Annotated in this window: 19 protein-coding genes, 1 tRNA gene and 1 pseudogene; 8 read left to right on the top strand and 13 right to left on the bottom strand. The window is 62.8% G+C overall.

What is annotated here, in order from left to right; translation table 11 throughout:
* The first annotated feature begins 8 nt into the window (after nt 1–8).
* Nucleotides 9–1,559 (top strand): SpoVR family protein, encoded by a 1,551-nt coding sequence (locus X730_RS146610; RefSeq protein WP_023714987.1) that lies wholly within the window; start codon nt 9–11, stop codon nt 1,557–1,559.
* A 41-nt stretch (nt 1,560–1,600) separates the two neighbouring features.
* Here X730_RS146610 and X730_RS146615 read toward each other — a convergent pair whose 3' ends face one another.
* Genes X730_RS146615 through X730_RS146625 form a run of 3 tightly spaced genes read right to left on the bottom strand, consistent with a single transcriptional unit; the run spans nt 1,601 to nt 4,235 of the window.
* On the bottom strand, nt 1,601–2,497 hold the full coding sequence (locus X730_RS146615) for an HlyC/CorC family transporter (protein ID WP_023670669.1): 897 nt from the start codon (nt 2,495–2,497) through the stop codon (nt 1,601–1,603).
* Nucleotides 2,494–3,627 (bottom strand): 3-dehydroquinate synthase, encoded by a 1,134-nt coding sequence (gene aroB / locus X730_RS146620; protein WP_023706317.1) that lies wholly within the window; start codon nt 3,625–3,627, stop codon nt 2,494–2,496. Before aroB ends, X730_RS146615 begins: the two co-directional genes overlap by 4 nt.
* Nucleotides 3,624–4,235, bottom strand: a complete 612-nt coding sequence (locus X730_RS146625; RefSeq protein WP_023670667.1) for a shikimate kinase — start codon at nt 4,233–4,235, stop codon at nt 3,624–3,626. The genes aroB and X730_RS146625 overlap by 4 nt, the downstream gene beginning before the upstream one ends.
* 171 nt (nt 4,236–4,406) lie before the next feature.
* Here X730_RS146625 and X730_RS146630 point away from each other — a divergent pair, with 171 nt between their 5' ends.
* The 5 genes and pseudogenes from X730_RS146630 to X730_RS146645 all read left to right on the top strand — a co-directional run bounded on the left by X730_RS146630 (nt 4,407) and on the right by X730_RS146645 (nt 8,374).
* The gene (locus X730_RS146630) at nt 4,407–4,559 is read left to right on the top strand and encodes a hypothetical protein (protein WP_023670666.1); all 153 of its coding nucleotides are present in this window, start codon (nt 4,407–4,409) and stop codon (nt 4,557–4,559) included.
* Between the two features lie 20 nt (nt 4,560–4,579).
* Nucleotides 4,580–5,493: pseudogene (locus X730_RS01000000164590) on the top strand (site-specific tyrosine recombinase XerD).
* A gap of 88 nt (nt 5,494–5,581) precedes the next feature.
* Complete coding sequence (locus tag X730_RS146635) at nt 5,582–6,532, top strand: acetyl-CoA carboxylase carboxyltransferase subunit alpha (protein WP_023670665.1); 951 nt, start codon at nt 5,582–5,584, stop codon at nt 6,530–6,532.
* Nucleotides 6,533–6,769: 237 nt separating this feature from the next.
* Nucleotides 6,770–8,065 (top strand): murein L,D-transpeptidase family protein, encoded by a 1,296-nt coding sequence (locus X730_RS146640; RefSeq protein ID WP_023706316.1) that lies wholly within the window; start codon nt 6,770–6,772, stop codon nt 8,063–8,065.
* Between the two features lie 60 nt (nt 8,066–8,125).
* Nucleotides 8,126–8,374, top strand: a complete 249-nt coding sequence (locus X730_RS146645; protein ID WP_027050749.1) for a sulfurtransferase TusA family protein — start codon at nt 8,126–8,128, stop codon at nt 8,372–8,374.
* Between the two features lie 12 nt (nt 8,375–8,386).
* On the opposite strand, the gene X730_RS146650 is transcribed toward X730_RS146645, so the two are convergent.
* Both X730_RS146650 and X730_RS146655 read right to left on the bottom strand, forming a co-directional pair.
* Nucleotides 8,387–9,484, bottom strand: a complete 1,098-nt coding sequence (locus tag X730_RS146650) for a GTP-binding protein (protein ID WP_023822508.1) — start codon at nt 9,482–9,484, stop codon at nt 8,387–8,389.
* Nucleotides 9,485–9,487: 3 nt separating this feature from the next.
* Nucleotides 9,488–10,666, bottom strand: coding sequence for a D-alanyl-D-alanine carboxypeptidase family protein (locus tag X730_RS146655; RefSeq protein ID WP_023694057.1), 1,179 nt, complete (start codon nt 10,664–10,666; stop codon nt 9,488–9,490).
* A gap of 233 nt (nt 10,667–10,899) precedes the next feature.
* Between X730_RS146655 and X730_RS146660 the strand changes: the two genes are divergently transcribed.
* Together X730_RS146660 and X730_RS146665 are read left to right on the top strand one after the other, a co-directional pair.
* Complete coding sequence (locus X730_RS146660) at nt 10,900–12,063, top strand: M20 aminoacylase family protein (RefSeq protein ID WP_023714991.1); 1,164 nt, start codon at nt 10,900–10,902, stop codon at nt 12,061–12,063.
* An 84-nt stretch (nt 12,064–12,147) separates the two neighbouring features.
* A tRNA-Arg gene (locus X730_RS146665) sits at nt 12,148–12,224 on the top strand.
* A gap of 267 nt (nt 12,225–12,491) precedes the next feature.
* Here the strand turns inward: X730_RS146665 and X730_RS146670 are convergent.
* The 8 genes from X730_RS146670 to X730_RS146705 form a co-directional block, all read right to left on the bottom strand.
* Nucleotides 12,492–12,902 carry a TadE/TadG family type IV pilus assembly protein gene (locus X730_RS146670; protein ID WP_023708223.1) on the bottom strand — a complete coding sequence of 137 codons (411 nt, stop codon included), beginning with the start codon at nt 12,900–12,902 and terminating at the stop codon, nt 12,492–12,494.
* Nucleotides 12,892–13,317 (bottom strand): TadE/TadG family type IV pilus assembly protein, encoded by a 426-nt coding sequence (locus X730_RS146675; protein WP_245260130.1) that lies wholly within the window; start codon nt 13,315–13,317, stop codon nt 12,892–12,894. The genes X730_RS146670 and X730_RS146675 overlap by 11 nt, the downstream gene beginning before the upstream one ends.
* Before the next feature lie 19 nt (nt 13,318–13,336).
* The gene (locus tag X730_RS146680; protein WP_348633126.1) at nt 13,337–14,542 is read right to left on the bottom strand and encodes a pilus assembly protein TadG-related protein; all 1,206 of its coding nucleotides are present in this window, start codon (nt 14,540–14,542) and stop codon (nt 13,337–13,339) included.
* Nucleotides 14,543–14,922: 380 nt separating this feature from the next.
* On the bottom strand, nt 14,923–15,909 hold the full coding sequence (locus X730_RS146685; protein ID WP_023751680.1) for a methyltransferase: 987 nt from the start codon (nt 15,907–15,909) through the stop codon (nt 14,923–14,925).
* Between the two features lie 237 nt (nt 15,910–16,146).
* On the bottom strand, nt 16,147–17,538 hold the full coding sequence (gene chrA, locus X730_RS146690) for a chromate efflux transporter (protein WP_023826749.1): 1,392 nt from the start codon (nt 17,536–17,538) through the stop codon (nt 16,147–16,149).
* Entirely contained in the window at nt 17,535–18,353 is an 819-nt protein-coding gene (locus tag X730_RS146695; RefSeq protein WP_023683941.1) for a sulfurtransferase/chromate resistance protein, read from the bottom strand. The genes chrA and X730_RS146695 overlap by 4 nt, the downstream gene beginning before the upstream one ends.
* A gap of 140 nt (nt 18,354–18,493) precedes the next feature.
* Nucleotides 18,494–19,282, bottom strand: a complete 789-nt coding sequence (locus X730_RS146700) for a 3-hydroxybutyrate dehydrogenase (protein ID WP_023824981.1) — start codon at nt 19,280–19,282, stop codon at nt 18,494–18,496.
* Between the two features lie 332 nt (nt 19,283–19,614).
* Nucleotides 19,615–20,151, bottom strand: coding sequence for a TetR family transcriptional regulator (locus X730_RS146705; RefSeq protein WP_023824982.1), 537 nt, complete (start codon nt 20,149–20,151; stop codon nt 19,615–19,617).
* Nucleotides 20,152–20,266: the final 115 nt, after the last annotated feature.

Below are 20,266 nucleotides of genomic sequence, written 5' to 3'. Positions count from 1 at the left end.
AGAGAGAGATGGTCAGGCGAGCCAACGAAACGAATTTGTTGTTTTCCGGTTCTGACTGGAATTTCGAGAAATTATCGCGGGCTTTTGAAGAGATCGAGGCGATCGCGGTCGACGAGTTGTATCTCGATACTTACCCGGTCCAGATGGAGATAATCTCCTCCCAGCAGATGCTCGACGCCTACTCATCTATCGGCATGCCACTGATGTATCGGCATTGGTCGTTCGGCAAACATTTCCTTCACCAGGAGCTTCTTTACCGTAAGGGTGGTCGGGGGCTGGCCTATGAACTGGTCATCAACTCCAATCCCTGCATCGTCTACCTCATGGAGGAAAACACCATGGCGTTGCAGGCCCTTGTGACGGCCCACGCGGCGCTTGGCCACAATCATTTCTTCAAGAACAATCATCTGTTTCAGCAATGGACCGACGCCGGGGCAATCCTGGGTTATCTGGACTTCGCCAAGGGCTACATCGCCCGGTGCGAGGAGCGGCACGGCCTTGCAGCAGTGGAGGCCATTCTCGATTCCGCCCATGCGCTGATGGAACAAGGGGTGTTCCGCTACCACCGGCCGCCAAAGCTCTCGTCGGAGCGACAGCGCGAAGGGCTTCGCGAGCGCCTCGAATACGAAGAGCGCTCCTACAACGATCTGTGGCGCACGCTGCCGCCGTCGCAGAACAAAAACAAGTCCGGCAATGAGGATCAAGGGATGGCGGAGCGCAAGAGATCGCTCAACCTTCCCGAGGAAAACCTCCTTTATTTCCTCGAGAAGAACAGCCTGATCCTGGAACCCTGGCAGCGCGAGATCATCAGGATCGTCCGCGTCATCGCGCAATATTTCTACCCGCAGCGACAGACTCAAGTCATGAATGAAGGCTGCGCCACCTTCGTGCATTATACCCTCATGAACATGCTATTCGATCGTGGCCGGATCGGCGAAGGTGCCATGCTCGAAATCCTGCGCAACCATTCGAACGTGATCTTCCAGCCGGCCTTTGACGATCCCCGGTTTTCAGGCATCAATCCCTATGCCCTCGGCCTCGACATGATGCAGGACATACAGCGCATTTCGACCGAGCCGACGGCGGAGGACCGCGACTGGTTCCCGGACATTGCAGGACATGGCAACTGGCGCGAGGTCCTGCTTGAGGCCTGGGCCAACCACCGCGACGAATCCTTTATCCGCCAGTACCTCAGCCCGAGCTTGATCCGAAAATGGCGGTTCTTCGTGCTTGGCGATGGAGCCGACAAACCGCATTTCGAAGTCGCGTCGATCCACAACGAACGTGGCTATCACAAGATACGCGCCCAGCTAGCCCACAGTTACGACCTTGGAGCGAATCGGCCGGACATCCAGGTGATTGATGTCGACCTGCTCGGCGACCGGCAGTTGCGGCTGCAACACAGGGTAAAGGATGGTGTTGTGCTCGAAGGGGCCAGCCGTGACGCGACGCTGCGCCATGTCCGCAGCCTCTGGGGCTACGAGGTCAGCCTGGTCGCAGTTGACGCTCAAACCGGTGCGACCATCCACGAACGGTCTACGAGCCAGATCGCGGCATAAGCTCGGCAAAGAGCGTCATGTGGCGGGCCTGCTCGGTACCTTTAAGATTCGCCCGCCGGCCTGATCCTGATTCTGGCGATCCGGTTTTTGTCGCGCTTCATCACCACGAAGCGCTTGCCGTGGAAGGTGAAAGCCTGCTTTTCCTCGGGGATCGACTGCGTCTCGTGGATGACCAGGCCGGCAATGGTGGTCGCTTCCTCGTCAGGCAGGTTCCAGTCGAGCGCCCGGTTGAGATCGCGGATCGGCACGGTGCCGTCGACGACCACGGAACCGTCCGCCTCCTGCTTGACGCCCTGAATGTCGACATCGTGCTCGTCGGCGATCTCGCCAACGATCTCCTCGATAATGTCCTCCAGCGTCACCAGCCCTTCGACCTCGCCATATTCGTCGACGACGATAGCGAAATGCGCCTTGGCACGCAGGAAGGCGTTGAGCTGTTCCTGCAGCGTGGTGGTGTCGGGCACGAACCAAGGCTTCGACGCGATCTTCATCACGTCGATCCGGGAAAAGTCGTTGCCGACCTCGTTCAGCGCTCGCAGCAGGTCCTTGGCGTGCAGCACGCCGACAATGTTGTCGAGAGAGCCTTTCCACAACGGCATGCGGGTGTGCGGGCTCTGCAGGATCTCGCGCACCACGGCTTCCGGCCCATTGTCGGCATTGACCGAGCGCATATTGGTGCGGTGGACCATGATGTCGGAGACTTCGAGCTCGGCGAGATCGAACAGCCCGCCGACACGGTCGCGGTCCTCACGCACCATCTGGCCGTCGCGGCGGAAATCGTCGACCGCGCCGCGCAACTCGTCCTGGGTCGAGCGCTGCGGCTCGATGCGCGACAACTCATAGCCGAACATGGCAAGCAGGCGCGTGCGCACGGCCAGGACAAGCAGGATGAGGATGGCAAGGACGGCGACGACGGTCCAGCCGGGCTCGTTGATCATCGCGGCCGGCCTTCCTGGCCCGGGTGGTTTTCGCTGAGGAACGAAAGCACTTCCGACGCCGGTACATCCTTGGCAATAAAAGCCTGGCCAACGCCGCGCGTCAGGATGAAGGTCAGCGCGCCGCGCGACACTTTCTTGTCCTGGGTGATGAAGCCAAGAAGCGCCTCGGCATCGGGCAACTCACCAGGGATGTCGGCCATCCGCCAGGGTAGACCGACGGCGCGAAGATGCGCCTCGACCCGCGCCGCGTCGTCCGGGCTGGCCAGATTGAGCCTTGCGGAAAAGCGGTGCGCCAGCGCCATGCCGATGGCGACGCCTTCGCCATGGACGAGGCGGGCGCCGTCATACTGTGTGGCGCCTTCCAGCGCATGGCCGAATGTGTGGCCAAGATTGAGCAGTGCGCGGTCGCCGGTTTCGAACTCGTCGCGGGCGACGACATCGGCCTTGGCGCGGCACGCCTCGGCAATGGCCTCGGTCCGCTCCGGTCCGCCAGCGAACACCTTTTCCCAGTTCGCTTCCAGCCAGGCGAAAAACGCCGGTCGGTCGATCAACCCGTATTTGGCAAGCTCGGCATAGCCGGCGCGAAATTCGCGGATCGGCAGCGTGTCGAGCACTTCGGTGTCGGCCAGCACCAGTTTCGGCTGGTGGAAGACACCGACCAGATTCTTGCCGCGCGGACTGTTGATGCCGGTTTTCCCGCCGACCGAGGAATCGACCTGCGCCAGCAGCGAGGTTGGAATCTGGACGAAATTCATGCCGCGGCGCACGATGCCGGCGGCAAAGCCGGTGAGGTCGCCGATGACGCCACCGCCGAGCGCAATGACGACATCGCCGCGCTCCAGCTTGGCGGCGAGCACGCCGTCGACCACCTCTTCGAGATGGGCAAAGCTCTTGGTCTTTTCGCCGGCCGGCAAAGTGATGACGGCAGGCTGGATGCCGCCTGTTTCCAGACCGGCCTTCAGCGCGTCGAGATGTGCCGCCGCGACATTGTCGTCGGTGACCACCGCCGCTCTCGTGCCGGGCAGGCGGCGCGAAATCTCGGCGCCGGCGCGCGCCAAAAGGCCGGGGCCGATCAGGATGTCATAGGCACGCTCGCCAAGGCCGACCTCGACAGTGACCGGTTCGCTCACAGCCGCACCTCGCCCGGCGCAGTCGGAGCCGGAATGCCGAAATGCCCGCACAGCGCGTCGACAACCTCGGTCGCAATGACCTCCTTGCGGTCGTCGCGTGTCGGCACCGTGATGTTGGACGTGGCATAGACCGGGTAGCGCTCGCCCATCAGCCGCTCGAGCACGGCGCGCGGATCGGCGCTTTTGAGCAACGGCCGGTTCTGCTTCTTGGACACGCGTTCCATCAACAGGTCGATCTCGGCCTTCAGCCACACCGACACGCCATGCCCGGCGATCGCTTCCCGCGTCTGCGCATTCATGAACGCGCCGCCGCCGGTCGACAGCACCTGCGGCCCACTCTCCAGCACGCGCAGGATGACGCGCTGCTCCAATGCCCGGAATTCGGTCTCGCCATAACGTTCGAACAGTTCCGGCACCGTCATGCGCGACACGGTTTCGATCTCCTGGTCGCTGTCGACGAAGGGCAGCGACAGCATCGTCGCCACCTTGCGGCCGATCGCCGTCTTGCCGGCGCCCATCAGGCCGACAAAGACGATCGAGCGGCTGCCCAGCCTGTCGAGCAGCGCGGCATGGCTATCGCCGGGAGGATTTGCTGGTAACGCGTTCATGAGACCATGCTGTTTCTAAGCCGTCTTTGCCGGCGTATCGACATCAAAAGCCCGTTTGCGTCAAGCATAGCGCCTTTCGCACGCAGAGCCCTTCGTCCTTGAATTGACGGAATTAGCGTCCCATAAGGACACGGGCTTGGAATCGCAGAGCAAGAAGACGGGCGAAGATTGATGCCGACACTGTTCCGCTTTGTCGTGACGATGATGATTCTTGCCGGCATTGCCTATGGTACGATGGTGGCGCTGGCGATGTTCGTCGAGCCGAAAAAAGCCGAAATCACCGTGCGCATCCCACCGGAAAAGCTGAACCCCAAGAAAAACTGACCCAAACTGACCCCTGGAACATGAACAGCGCGGCTTGCATCGAAGCCTTTCTCGAGATGATGAGCGCCGAACGCGGTGCCGCTGCAAACACGCTGTCTTCCTACCGCCGTGATCTCGAAGACGCTTCGCAGCAGATTGCCGGCGGGCTTGCCGCTGCCGCCGCAGCCGACATCCGCGCCTATCTCGACGATATCGCGGCGCGCGGCTTTGCGTCGACGTCGCAGGCGCGCAAACTGTCGGCGATCCGCCAGTTCTTCAAGTTTCTCTACGCCGAGGGCTTGCGCGGCGACGACCCGACCGGCACGCTGGACAGTCCGAAAAAGGGCCGGCCGCTGCCCAAGACGATGAGCGAGGCCGATACCGGTCGGCTGCTCGACCGTGCGGCGCTTGAGACAGGCGATGGCGTCAATGGCGACCGGGTGGCGGCACTGCGCCTGCACGCTTTGGTCGAGGTGCTCTATGCCACCGGCCTGCGCGTCTCCGAACTTGTCGGCCTGCCGGTGACCGTCGCGCAGCGCGACGACCGCTTCTTCATGGTGCGCGGCAAGGGCGACAAGGAGCGCATGGTGCCGCTGTCGGCCAAGGCCCGCATGGCGATGCGGGCATGGCTCACGGCCCGGGCGTCGGTGCCGGCTTTCGCCGACAGCCCGTTTCTGTTCCCGGCCGCCGGCGACAGCGGCTTTCTCTCCCGGCAGGTCTTTGCCCGCGACCTCAAAGGCCTTGCCGCGCGGGCCGGCATATCGGCGGCGAAAATTTCGCCGCATGTGCTGCGCCATGCTTTCGCCAGCCATCTCCTGCAGAACGGCGCCGATCTCAGGGCGGTGCAGCAGCTGCTCGGCCACGCCGATATCTCGACCACGCAGNGATTTACACGCATGTGCTGGAAGAGCGGTTGGTGCGGCTGGTCAACGATCATCATCCGCTTGCCGACTAGGCCTCATATCGCTATGTGAGGGCAACGTGCCCGCGCGGAGCCTACATCTGCGCGATGTTTGCCTTCCGACGCATCGGTCCGCTCAAGAATGTACAATTACCTCGATTTCGAAAAGCCGGTGCAGGACCTTGAACTCAAGATCCTCGAGCTGAAGAAGCTTGCCGAGAATGGCGAGGCGGTCGATGTCGGCGACGAAATCAGCCGGCTCGAGAAGCGCGTGCGCGACGCGCTGCGCGACATCTACAAGGCGCTGACGCCGTGGCAGAAGGTGCAGGTCGCGCGCCACACCGACAGGCCGCATTGCCTCGACTACATCAAGGGTCTGTTCAGCGATTTCACGCCGCTCGCCGGCGACCGCAATTTCGGCGAGGACCAGGCGATCATCGGCGGCTTCGCCCGATTCCGCGGCGAACCGGTGGCCGTCATCGGCCAGGAAAAGGGCTCCGACACGGCGAGCCGGCTCAAGCACAATTTCGGCTCGGTGCGCCCTGAAGGCTACCGTAAGGCCGTGCGGCTGATGGAACTTGCCGACCGCTTCCAGATTCCACTTCTGACGCTGGTCGACACCGCCGGCGCCTACCCCGGCGTTGGCGCCGAGGAACGCGGCCAGGCTGAAGCCATCGCCCGTTCAACCTCGGCCTGCCTCGGCCTCAAAGTGCCATCGATTTCGGTCGTCATCGGCGAAGGCGGTTCGGGCGGCGCCATTGCGATCGCCACCGCCAACCGCGTCTACATGCTGGAACACGCCATCTATTCGGTGATCTCGCCGGAAGGCGCTGCCTCGATCCTGTGGCGCGACACCACGCGCTCGAAGGATGCGGCGACCAACATGAAGATCACCGCCCAGGACCTTCTGGAAATGAAGATCATCGACGCCATCATTGCCGAGCCGCTCGGCGGCGCCCAGCGCGCGCCCGAAACGGTGATCGCCGCCACCGGCGACCTCATTGCCAAGACGATGAAGGAATTTGCCGGCGCCAATACCGATTTTCGCGAACAGCGCCGCGAAAAATACCTGGCGATGGGCCGCAGCCTCTGATTTCGGCGGGCAACGCACCGCAACGTGGCGTCAAGGAGCAATTTCGCCATAAAAATGCCGCCGCATTCGGCTCAATAAAAAATCCGTGACACCGGGCGAATTGCCGTGGGGGACGCCGTCCGACGCTTGCGGTAAGGAATTTTCAAGGTTAACGGGCTTAGGGTGTCCGTCAGTGTTCAGCATACAGGACCGGGCGCTATCCGGCCCGTGACGCGAGAAAAAGACATAGCCGTATCCATGTTTGCCAAGCTTGCCCGCACCGCACTTCTGATCGCCGCGCTTGGCGTTGCCGGCTGCAACGATTCCTCTATGAAGAATTTTGCGCCGGAAGCCAGCAAGCCGCTGCCGGACAAGATCCTGGCCGACATGAAGGCCAAGGGCATGATCCGCACCTCGTCGGTGATGGCTCGCATCTTCAAGGAAGAAGGCAAGCTCGAAATCTGGAAGGCCAAGACCACCGGCCGCTACGAGATGGTCGCCAGCTACGACATCTGCAAATGGTCGGGCAAGCTCGGCCCGAAATACACCGAGGGCGACCGCCAGGCGCCGGAAGGTTTCTATACGGTCCGCCCGTCGCAGATGAATCCGCGCTCGAACTATCACCTGTCCTTCAACATCGGCTATCCCAACGCCTATGACCGTGCCAATGGCCGCACCGGCGCCAATCTGATGGTGCACGGCGCCTGCTCGTCGTCGGGCTGTTATTCGATGACCGATCCGCAGATCGAGCAGATCTACGCTTTTGGTCGCGATGCCTTCCAGGGCGGCCAGACCGAGTTCCAGATCCAGGCTTTCCCATTCCGCATGACCGCCGCCAACATGGCGCGTTACCGCAACGACCCGAACTATGAGTTCTGGAAGATGCTGAAGGTCGGTTACGACAATTTCGAGATCACCAAGGTGCCGCCGAAAGTCGATGTCTGCGACAAGCGCTATGTCTTCAACCAGGTGGCGCCCGAGGGCACGACATTCGATCCGACCGGCGCCTGCCCGGCGACCACGCAGCCGGATTCGCTGAAGAGCGCACTCAACGCCTATCAAAGCAGCTATGACGCGGCCTTCACCGGCGCGGTCAAAGCCAGCGTGCCGGCGCCCAAGCCGACCATTGCCGGCATCAAGGAAGCCGCCATCGTTTCCGAATGGTCGAAGCGCCGCGCCCGGGGCGAGCGCGTGCCGATCGAACCGCCGTCGCTGAATTCCGACGGCACGCTGACCGAGACGGCGCGCATGGGCCGCATCGATTCGCCCGCCGGCCGCAAGATGGCGGCGCTGGACGCAGAGAAGGAAGCCAAGCGCAAGGCCGAGGAACAGCGGGTTGCTGCCATCGAGGCTGCGAAAGCCGCCAAGGCCCAGGCACTGGCTGAAAAGCAAGCCGCAAAGGCCCAAGCGCTGGCCGAAAAGGAAGCAGCCAAGCAGGCCCCCCAGCAGCCGGTCGCCACTGCGAGCGTCGAGGCGGCGCCTGCAGAACCGCCGGCGGACGAAAGCCGGATGTCGAAGATCAAGAACAAGCTGCTAGGCATGTTCGGCGGCTGAGGTTTTTCGCCTTGCCGATGCATGTCGCCCAAAAGTGCGCAGCGGTTTTGGGACAAAGACATGCATGAAGACAAACAAACAAATCACACCGCGATCTATGACCTCAAGGGCCTGAACTGCCCCCTGCCCGTTCTCAAGGCGAAAAAACGCCTGGCGGCAATGCAGCCGGGCAGCCGGCTTTGGCTGGAGACCACCGACCCGCTGGCGGTCATCGACATCCCCGCCTTTTGCGCCGACGCTGGCCACCAGCTTGTTGAAACATCAGCCGTCAGCGGCGGCCACCGCTTCCTGGTCGAACGCGGCGCATAGCGAGCCTGACAATCAGCCCCCGGCTATCGCCAGCGGATTGCTCTCCAGCGCCGCGCGATCCGGCGTGTCGATCGACGGCCGGTTGGTGAAGGCGGAAAACAGCCGGCGCACATAATCTTCCGGCATATCGAGCGTGATCAGCACCAGCCTGGTGCCGCGTTGGCCGTCCGGCCAGGCCAGCAGCCGCGCCGGCGGATGCAGGATCTTCTGCACCCCGTGGACGACAAGCGGCCGCGACGGGTCCTCCGCAAGCTCGATGACGCCCTTCATCCGCAAAAGCTTGTCGCCATGCGCAGAACGCAGCAGGTCGAGGAACATCTCGATCGCCGAAAACGGCACCGGGCCGTCATGGACCAGCGAGTAGGAGCGCACGCGGGAATCGTGGCGGTGGTGGTGCTCATGTTCGCCGTGATCATGATGATGGTGGTGCTCATGGGCGGCTTCTTCGCCGAGCCAGCGCCGGACATCGGCGGATTTGGTCGCCGCATTGTAGAGGCCGCAATCGAACAGCGCCGTGACGCCGGTTCGGCCGTCGCCGGCCTCCAGCACCACGGCGCCTGGATTGAGCTGATGGAGTCGCGTTCGCAAAGCATCGACGTCGCCGGGATCGCTGGCCAGATCGACCTTGGTCAGCACGATGCGATCGGCGACCGCCACCTGCTTGACCGCCTCGACATGGCCGTCGAGCGTCGCATTGCCGTTGACCGCGTCGACCAGCGTGATGACGCCATCAAGTCGGAAGGCCTGCACAAGGGCGGGATGCGCCATGATCGACTGCAGCACCGGCGCCGGATCGGCGAGCCCGGTGGTTTCGACGACGACGCGGGCAAGGCGGGCGATACGGCCGGTCTGCAGCCGGTCGACGAGGTCAGCCAGCGTATCGACCAGTTCGCCGCGCACCGTGCAGCACAGACAGCCGTCGGACAACTGGATGATGCCGTCCGAGGCCTGCTCGACCAGCAGGTGGTCGATCGCCACCTCACCGAATTCGTTGATGATGACGGCCGTGTCGACCAGTGCCGGATCTTTGAGCAGCCGGTTGAGCAATGTCGTCTTGCCGGCGCCGAGGAAGCCGGTGACCACCGTGACGGGTATCGGAAAGCCAGCCATCGCCTAGTTCGCGGCTTTGACCAGCTGGTCACCCTGCACCGCGGTTGCCTGGCCCACCACGGCCGGTTCGGCGCCCTTTGGCGCCGGAATGTCTGGCCGCCAGCTCGGCAGCGGCACATCGGCGTATTCCTGGCCGCCCTGGTCGAGCATCGCCTTCGGCGCCGGCCCGGTGGCGCCGCCGAGGCCCACGGCAACCAGCGTCGGCACGTGGTCGAGCTTTTCCTGATAGGGCGATTTCGGCACGTCGGCACCCTTCGCGGCCACCGGCGGAGCCGCCTCGGACTGCTCGTGCGGCGCCTTCTTCCTGCAGATCTCATCATGCATGTCGTTGGGTGACATTGTATCGCCATAGGAAGGCATGGCCGCGACCGTGAGCCAGTTCGGGTCGGGCGTGGCAAAGCCCTGGTCGAGCAGCCTGGCGGCGGTCTCGGCACGGCTGATCGCCGATTTTTCGCCGAGCACGACCGCGACCAGCGTGCGGCCATTGCGTGTCGCCGAGCCGATCATGTTGAAGCCCGAGGGACAGACGAACCCGGTTTTCATGCCGTCGGCGCCGGGATAGCGCCCGATCAAGAGATTGTAGTTGGAGATCGCCTTCTTGCCGACGGCAAGGCCTTCGATCGAGAACCAGGGGGCGTATTGCGGGAATTCCTTGCGGATCGCCATCACCAGCAGGGCAAGATCGCGCGCCGTCGTGTACTGCTCCGGCGAAAACAGGCCGTTCGGATTGACGAAATGCGTTCCGGTCATGCCAAGCCGCGCCGCCTCCGCATTCATGCGAACGGCGAATCCGGCCTGCGAGCCGCCTATGTTTTCGCCGATGGCCATGGCGATATCGTTGGCCGATTTGACCAGCATCATCTTCAACGCATTGTCGAGCCGCATCACCGAGCCCGGCTTGAAGCCCATCTTGCTCGGCGGTTCGCCCGCCGAATGCTTGGTCACCTTGATCGGTGAATCGAGCTGGACCTCGCCGGCGGCAATCGCCCGGAAGGTGACATAGGCGGTCATCAGCTTGCTCAGCGAAGCGGGATACCAGCGCTTGAAGGCGTCCTGGTGCTGCAGAACCTTGCCGCTGTTGAGGTCGAACAGGATCACCGGATTGGCCAAAGCTGGCCCAGCCAGCATAGGTAGCGCCAAGCCGCCCGTTAGCAGTAATTTGAGGATATGGCTGTGCCGCATCATGGAATCCGAAATCGCCTCTTGCCGTAGTCGCCCCTGGCTCCGTAAGATTTCGTTACGCGATGGCCAGCATGACCTGATCCGGCCCTCAATTTCCGGATCACATTGTCTGGGGTGCTATTTACCCTATGTGACGCCAAGATGGCAAAGTGCCAAGATGGCAACAAGCATGGCAATCACAATTGCAATCAAGCAGGCCAGATCGTCTGCTCCAACAGCGAGATGGAACCATTATGCCGATTCTCAACCGCGCCGCCGAGATGCAGGATGAAGTTGCCGGCTGGCGACGCCATCTGCACCAGACGCCAGAACTGAATTTCGATGTCTTCAAGACCGCCGCCTTCGTCACCGAGAAGCTGAAGGAATTCGGCTGCGACGACGTGGTGACGGGCCTCGGCAAGACCGGCGTCGTCGGCATCATCCATGGCCGCAAGGGGCAAGGCGCGACCATCGGCTTGCGCGCCGACATGGACGCGCTGCCGATCAACGAGATCACCGGCAAGCCCTATGCCTCGACCGTTCCCGGCAAAATGCACGCCTGCGGCCATGACGGCCATACGGCGATGCTTTTGGGCGCCGCCAAATATCTGACCGAAACGCGCAATTTCGCCGGTTCGGTCGCGGTTATCTTCCAGCCAGCCGAAGAGGGCGGCGGCGGCGGCAACGAGATGGTCAAGGACGGCATGATGGAGCGTTTCGATATTTCGCGCGTCTTTGGCATGCACAACATGCCGGGCCTGCCGGTGGGCCAGTTCGCCATCCGGCCGGGTCCGATCATGGCGGCGACCGCCGAGTTCACCATCACCGTGAAGGGCCGCGGCGGCCATGCGGCGATGCCGCACGGCACGATCGACCCGATCGTCATCACCAGCCAGTTGGTCGGCGCCCTTCAGACGGTCGCTTCGCGCAGCACCGATCCGGTCGAGGCGGTGGTGGTTTCGGTGACGAAGTTCCACGCCGGCGACGCCTACAACGTCATTCCCGAGACCGCCGAGATTGCCGGCACGGTGCGCACACTGAAGAAAGAGATCGCCAAGAAATCGGAAGAGCGCATCCGCACCATCTGCGAAGGAATAGCCACCGCCTTCGGCGCGACGATCACTGTCGACTATGACGCCAACTATCCCGTGACCTTCAATCATCCGGAAGAAACGGTCTTTGCCGGCGATGTCGCGGCAAATGTCGCCGGCGACACCCAGGTCCACCGCGCCATCCAGCCGGTGATGGGCGGCGAAGACTTCTCCTACATGCTGGAAGCCCGCCCTGGCGCCTTCATCTTCATCGGCAATGGCGAGACCGCCGGCCTCCACCATCCGGCCTACGACTTCAACGACGAAGTCATCCCGCACGGCATGAGCTACTGGGTAAAACTGGCCGAAACGGCGCTCGCAGCCTGACATATACCGCCGAAAGGCCGGCCGAATTGCCTTCGGCGAGCCTCTTGGCGAAACGATCGGAAGCGGCTATGTGTCGGGCCGCGTGGTCCCGTAGCTCAGTAGGATAGAGCGGCAGATTCCTAATCTGTAGGTCACAGGTTCGATTCCTGTCGGGATCACCAGCAAGATCAAAGGCTTGGTGACTGAGATAGCCTGTCGGCATGTTGCAGCACTGATGGACTGGTCTTCGGTGATTTTCACGGACGCGACCAAGCAAGCAGCCCGACTTTAGTTCCATAGAAAAAGTCCATCCCTGAGGTCTCAGGAGCGAGCTTTAAGCATCTACAGCGGCGAAGAGAATCGACCAATTCCAGATCGAGCGATGGTTCCCAGTCGATCCGTTACGGTCTGAGTTCGGCGCCGCCAACTCAACGAAGCCGGTCGTACGCCTAGCTAGCAACCAGGGGCACCGTGACGGTCGTGGCGTAATTTATCGGATACTGGTCGAAATACGGGAAAGCGATGACGAAGGCATAGCTGGCGGTCAGATGCGCCATCTTGAAACCGCCGCTGGCAGGGTCGGTCGCGATCGTCACAATGACGTTCTTCAGACCCAGGTTCACCAATTTCTGCGTGGCGATGGCCTGGATGTCGCTCTGCGAAAGCGTGTTGTTCAGCTGCAGCGCCCGGGAAGAGGTTTCCAGTGTATAGCGGACGGTCGACACGGCATTCATGGCCCAGCCGAAGGCGAAGATTCCGAACAAAAGCATCACCAGGAAAGGCGCGATCAAGGCGAATTCCAGCCCGGCTGCGCCGGAGCAGTCACGGCGCCACCTGGATCCGATCCTTTCAGCGGACACGGATCACCTGCTGATGACTGATCGCGCGCGGGTCCGGGAAGACACCGAAGTTAAACGGGGGCACCCAGGTGCCCGTCGCCGTTATCTGGACGAAGACGGTCGGCAGCTTCGTTCCGCCGCAAATGGTGGTCGCATCCACGACCGTGGCGCCGCACAAATAGGAGCGGACCAGTACGACCGCGGCGTCCTCGGGCTTGTCGTTCCAGCTCGAAAGCGCGACCGCCTGCGTTCCGGTGTCATTGGACGCGCCGGCCATTACGAGATTGGCCGCGGTTTTAACGCCCGCGCGCATCTGCAGGTAACTCGTTACGTAGGACCAGCCGTCGGCGATGCCGAGGCAGACGAGGCACAGGATGGGCAGCAACATGGAAAACTCGACGGCAGCTATCCCGGATTTGTCCAGGACAATGCGCAAGGTCCGCCCACCCATCCAGCTACTCGACGAGCTGAACGGATTGCGTCGCCGGAATGTTCTTCATCCCGAGGCTGGTGCAGTCCTGCTTGATGGTCGTACTGCCGGACCACTGGATGGTGTCGGCGACGACCTGAGTGCAGCCGCCGTTCCCGGAGAAGTTGCCAAGGTAGTTGACCTGCTGCCTGGGGAAATAGATGGCGCCGGTCAAAAGCGAGGCCGCGGTGCCGTTGAAGGTGCTCTGCGCCGCGGTCCCGGTCCTGTCGCCGTAGAACAGCACGCCGGAATAGGCTCCGGAGGTAGGCGCGCTCAGCGTCACCTTGGCGTTGCCGTTCATGCTGACGGTGTTGCTGCCTGCCATGAAGATGGTTACCCCGCTGCCGGCGACGACCGCGTTGGCGTTGACCTTCATACCGCCCTGCACGACGTAGACGCCGGGCTGCAGGGTGACGTTGCCGCTGAGGCTCATGCCGCTACAGTAGGTGCCAGGCTGGAGTGTTTGCGACGTCTTGTTGCCGTTGACATTCTTGCAAGGGTTGCCGGCTGTCGGCGTCGCCAAGCCGGAGAAAGGATCGGCTGCCGGCAAGGCTCGGGTGATGTTGGACTTGCAGACTGTGGTCGCTGGATTGTTCAGCACCATGCCGCCGACCGTGATCAGGCAGTCGGCCTTGAGCACCGCCGAGCCCTGCGTCTTTATGGCGTCCGAGGCAATCGAGTCCGACATGACCGAACAGCCGGTGAGGTTGACGGTGGTGTTACCGGAAAAGAGCGCAGCCTGGGAGGCCGACGGACTGAGCGCCAGCACGCAAGCTTTGGAGGCGTCATTGATCAGCGCCACCGCCCTTGCCTGTTCGGCAACGGGCGCCTGGTTGAAAATCGCCGTGAAGTAGCGGTCGAGGTTCTGCTTGACGATGACCTCCACTGCCTTCTTCGCGGTGTTCGGGCCGGACAATGGCGGCGTGTTGACCTGGATCGTGCCCGGCGTGGCAAAATTGTTCGAGGTCGCGGACTGCGTGGCGGCGGCGATGATGGTCGGGTTATCGGAACCCGCGACCTTCTCGAGCGCGCCGGCATAGGCCGCGGCATCGGCAACGGCCTGCAGCTTAAGGCTGCTGTAATACCAGAAGGATGTCTCCACACCGAGGCCGGCGCCGCCAACCACGACCGGCAAGGTGAAGGCAACGATGACGGCAACGTTACCGTTCGTGGCGCGCCTTAGGCGGCTCAAAGCAAACCAAATCCGGGTGAACGCGTTGGATGCCATATGTATTAGAAACCACGAATAGATAAACGAATGTCTAAAAACTCCATTCCGATTCGACGTAGTCGAACGGGCTAGTCTAGGCGCAAGTTGCAGCGACCGCGCAACATCCTGTCGGAGGTTCCGCCCCAATCGACGAATGCGAAATATGCCGCTATCCCGAACTTGTTGTCGACCAAGTGACATTTAAATGCCCCCTCTGCGAAGAAGCTATCGAGAAGACAGGGGACACCGCGCTGCCCGGTAAGGGGAAAGATCGGCTCACGCCGCCTCAGGAACTTTGTGCAATCCGTCCGGGGCTGGCTCTGAGGGCCACACACGCCCGAAACCAACCACTCCAGCCACGATCAGTCCGTGAGGCGCCCACGAAACAACGTGGTGCCGTCGGTCAGCTGCGACCTGGAGATATCCCGGAACCCAGCCCCGGCCATCCACCCGCGATACTGACCTTCCGTGTACGATTCGCCTGCGCGGTAAAGGTTCAGGAAGGTGAGATTGAGAAAGACACCCTCAGGCGGGCCGAGACGGTCGTCATCGACGACACCCCACCCCGCAATTGCGATCTCGCCTCCTTGGGTGAGGCAACGCGCCGCGTTCAGGATCGAACTGCGCGCCTGGTCCGGCGGCAGGACCTGGACGACAGCCTTCAGGATTGCCAAGTCATGCCGGCCGGTCGATGGAGCGACCGTTATGTCGCCTTCTTCGACAACCACATCGCCGGCACCGTATTCCGACAGGATCGCTGGTGCGACCGCTGCGACCGTCGGGAGTTCCATCAAAGTCGCCGCAATATGCGGCCATCGCTCGCGAAGTCCGACCAGAATGGTCCCGGCGCCGCCGCCGATGTCGATCACCGAACGGACCGCCGAGAGGTCCAGCTCACGGGCCAGATTCCGGCCGAAAATCACCCCTCCCGGTGCGAGCATGCGGCTGAAGGCCGCTGCGGATTCTGGCCCCGCTTCAGAAAAGTCATGCAGCGCGGCCGGCCGGTTCTGCCGCAGCGACTCTGCGGTCAAAAGGTCGGCTCCCCAGAGTTCGCGCAGCAGCACATGATCGCCGCCGCGATAGGTCGGCTTGGACGCGTCGAGAAACTTCGACGCTTCGGCTCCGTTGCGAAACTGACCATCCTTGACGTCGAGGAGACCGATGCTGGCGAGCGCGTAGAGGAGCCGCGACAGACGAGCGGGCTCGACTTTGAGCGCTGCCCCAAGGCTGTCGGCAGTCGCAGCATCGCCGCCGAGCCGGGTGAAGATGCCAAGGTCCAGCCCGGCACGAAGCGCCAAGGCGGGGGGCACCCCTGCGATCAGCTTGTCGATCCGATCGGAATCCACCATGTCATATCCCGTTGTGCGATCCAGGATCGACTTTGAACAGATCGGCCAACCTCGTCAAATCAGTTCGCCAGCGCGCCGCTCTCCGCGTCGAGCAGGTTCAGCTTGGCGGTATCGGGTTCGACGTAAAGCGTATCTCCGGGGCCAGCGCTGATCCCACCAGCGCCCGCGACCGTTGTGCGCCGGCCCGGCATACCTCAAAAATCCGGCTGTGATAATGGCTGGTCGCGCCTTCGGACGCTACGCAGGCAAGGCCAGCAGCGCCAGTCCGGCCAGCGCCGAGCCGGCCAATGTCGGCAGCATGCCGATCCTCAGTTTCAGCATGGCGACCATAGCGGCTGCCGCCAGCAGCGCGGCACGCCAATCCAGCGACGACAGCACCGGCACCTCCATGCCCAGGCCAACGCGGTGCACCGCGCCGAAGACGACATGCAGTGCGAACCACAGCGCAAGGTTCATCACCACGCCGACGACAGCCGCCGTGATCGCACTCAGCGCCGCCGACAGTGCCTTGTTGCCGCGCAGCGCTTCGATGTAGGGGGCACCGAGAAAGATCCAGAAGAAGCACGGCACGAACGTCACCCAGAGCGTCAGCAATGCGCCGAGCGATCCGGCGACAAGCGGTCCCATCGCACCGGCGTGCCGGTAGGCGGCGACGAAGCCGACGAATTGCAGCACCAGGATCAATGGTCCCGGCGTCGTCTCGGCCAGGCCAAGCCCATCGACCATTTCACCCGGCGCCAGCCAGCCGAACGACGTCACCGCTGCCTGCGCGACATAGGAGAGTGCGGCGTAGGCGCCGCCGAATGTGACCACCGCCATCAGGCTGAAGAAGCCGCCAAGCTGTGCCCAAACACTGGCAGGGCCGGTCAGCGCCAGGATCAGTACGACCGGCCCGAGCCAGATCGGCACCCAGATCGCGATGGTGCGCGGCGCGTGCCATTTCGTCGGCTTGGTGTGAGCGAGTTCGCCGCGTTCGAACATGACGTCGACGGCGCCCCTGACATCGGGCAAATTGTCCTTGCCGCGTGCGGCTCCGGAAAAACGCGCCGGTGCCAGGCGGTTGCCGATCCAGCCGGTCAGCCCTGCAACCAGGATGATCAGCGGAAACGGCAGCCTGATGACATAAATGGCAAGGAACGCGGCCACCGCGATCGCCATCATCACCCGGTTCTTGAGCGCCCGTTTCCCGATGCGGAGGACCGCCTCCACGACGACGGCCAGCACCGCCGCCTTGATGCCGAAAAACAGCGCCTCGATGACGGGCGCATCATTGTAAAGCACGTAGAAGATGCTGAGGCCCAGCATGACAAACGCACCGGGCAGCACGAACAGGATGCCGGCAACGAGGCCGCCGGCGGTCCGGTGCAGCAGCCAGCCGATATAGATGGCGAGCTGCTGTGCCTCGGGGCCTGGCAGAAGCATGCAGTAGTTGAGCGCATGCAGGAACCGCTGCTCGCCGATCCAGCGGCGATCCTCGACCAATTCCTTGTGCATCAGCGCGATCTGTCCGGCCGGCCCGCCGAAGGAGAGCAGGCCGATCCTTGCCCACAGTTTCGCGGCTTGGCGGAAGGTCGGGACGATCGGAGCCTCGGTAGCCTGTGCATTGTCGTCCGCGGCAAGGGCGCTCATGGCGCTTTGCCCGCGCTGGGCCAATTGTGGGTTTCGTCAGTGGCATCGCGGCACCATCTGAAGAACGCATCGTAGAGCAGCATGCCGGCATCAAGCTGTTCGAGATCGTCGCGGAACATGCGCGACAGCCCGAGCGATGCAGCGAGGAACCCGGCCGCCTGCGGTACGAGATCGAGGCGCGCCGTATCGGCTGCACGCACGATCAGCGCAAGGCGATCGAGCGCTTCGGACCGCAACCCGAACTCTTCGATCATCGTGTCGAAGGTGCAGCGCTCGCCGCGATGGCTCCAGAACACGTCGTCGATGTCGAAGGCAACCGCCCCAAACCGATCGGCGGCCGCCAGCACTTCAGACGGCTCGACAAACAGGAACACCGCCGAGGGATCGACGAAGCGGCGGATCAGCCAGGGACAGGCGATGCGGTCGACCTTGGGGCGGGCACGCGTCACCCAGACCGTGCGGCCCTTGTCGTCGCGGGGCGGTATCTTGTCGGCCTTGACCAGAAGTCCCTTGGCCGCCTGCCACGCCTCGAAGCCGCCTTCAAGGGATTCGGCAGCAATGCCCTCATGGCGCAGCCATGCGGCAACGCCTTGCGAGAGCTTCAGCCCCTTCTGGCAGATGACGACAGCATGAGCCCCCGTGAACTCGGCCGCCCAGCTCGAAACAGACTTGAAGTCGCGCCGGCACGAGGCCGGAAGCAGCCGCGGATCGACGTCGTAGTCTTCGTCGATGCGGACATCGACAAGAACAGGCGCGTCGGACAGACCGACAAGGCGGGAAAGCTGCGCTACGGTGATTGCGGTTGTTGACGGCATGGCGTCCACCTCCAGAGTGAGAGTTTGGACGCGATCATTGGGCTGACGCCTCACGGGGTCGTCGCGAAGGAACCCCTTGCCACAATGCTGGATTGATCCTTCGTCTTTGTCAAGGAAAGAGCGGCGCCGGGGGACCGCGCCTACTGCGCCGTCCAGCCGCCATCCATCGGCAAGGTTGTGCCGGTGATCTGTCTGGCTGCGTCAGAGCACAGGAACAGCGTCAGCGCGGCGAGCTCCTCGACGGTGACGAATTCCTTCGTGGGCTGCGCTGCCAGCAGCACGTCGCGCTTGACCTGTTCCTCGGTCATGCCGCGCGCCTTCATCGTGTCGGGGATCTGTTTTTCGACCAGTGGCGTCCAGACATAGCCGGGCGCGATGGCGTTGACGGTGATGCCGTCCTGCGCGACTTCCAGCGCTACCGTCTTGGTCAGACCCGCTATGCCGTGCTTGGCCGAGACGTAAGCCGACTTGAACGGCGAGGCGACCAGTGCATGCGCCGACGCGGTGTTGATGATGCGGCCCCATTTGCGCGCCTTCATGCCGGGCACCACGGCCTTGATCGCGTAAAAGGCGGCAAGCAGATTGATGCGGATGATGGCTTCCCACTTGTCGTCGGGAAACTCCTCGATTGGCGCGACATGCTGTATCCCGGCATTGTTGACCAGAATGTCGAGGCTGCCCAAGGCCTGCTCGGCTTCGCGCACCATGGCGGTCACCGCTGCGCCGTCCATCATGTTGGCGCCGGAGTAGCGGCACTGGACGCCGAAATCCTTCTCGATGCCGGCGCGCTCCTGTTCGATCGCCGCGGCTTCGCCAAGGCCGTTGATCGTGACGTTGGAGCCCTCGGCGGCAAGGGCGCGGGCAATGGCCAGGCCAATGCCGCTGGTCGATCCGGTGACGAGCGCATTCTTCGAAGAAAGGGAACCCATGGAGATCTCGCGACTGTTAGGAGGACTACAAAGGCACATAGTTTGTGCGCCACAACATGACAACGCCATAACCATAGGTCGGCGCCATCACAGCCCTAAAACGCGCTTTGCCGGCCTCGCCGAGCGCCGTCTCAAGGCTGACACGGCAGTGTTATGGTGCGGCGCAACATAGTCGGCCGCGCATTCGCGCAGTCATTCCTGAACCATCGATCCAACGAATCAGGGGGCTGTAGCTTGAAATCGCCGATGTCGTGATGCGTGGCTATGCCATGCCGCTCACCAACCGTCCTTTCCGCCCGGCCCGTATCGCTTCTTCGACCCGACGTCTTGAGCTATCCCGCAATCTCCAGCAGGGCCGATACCAGCAAGCGGCGTTCGTCGGCGGAAAGCACGTCGGAATCGAAGAGGTTCATGCTGCGCAGCCCTTCGATGGCCAGAAAGCAGACCAGCAGCGTCTTCAGGTCCGGCGTCTCGCTCTTCAGCCGCTGCAGCAGCTGCGACTTGAAGGCTTTTATCGGCGTCAGGAAATCCGGATCCTCGGCGATCGCCGAGAATATCCACGAAGCCGTCGGCTTCGGCTCCTCGCAATCATCCGCCGAGAGCCGGATATAGGTGGCGAGCAGGTTCTCACCGCTGGCGCCGGCGACACGGCCCGATTCCAGCGCCAGCTCGAACGCGCGCAGGTAATTCTCCACCAGGCCCTGCATCAGTTTGGCCTTGGTCGGAAAGTTATATAACAGGCCGCCTTTTGACACGCCGGCGCGGCTGGCGACGGCGTCAAGCGACAGGCTGCCGGGACCGGCCTCACGTGCGACATCGGCGGCGGCGGCGAGTATCTTGTCGCGCGAATTTGCCCTTTGGGTCTTCATCGATCCCTTCCCCCGCACCAGCCTAGGCGGAATTGACAAGACCGTCCAGACGGTACAGTAAGTTCGCCGTCATTTGTAATCGGGACCTGGCGTCGATAAGTGTCCCGCTATTCGG

Source organism: Mesorhizobium sp. L103C131B0 (assembly GCF_000502275.1).
Classification (GTDB): Bacteria; Pseudomonadota; Alphaproteobacteria; order Rhizobiales; family Rhizobiaceae; genus Mesorhizobium.
The sequence above is the reverse complement of the archived record's forward strand: the minus strand, read 5'-3'. Positions and strand labels throughout refer to the sequence as shown.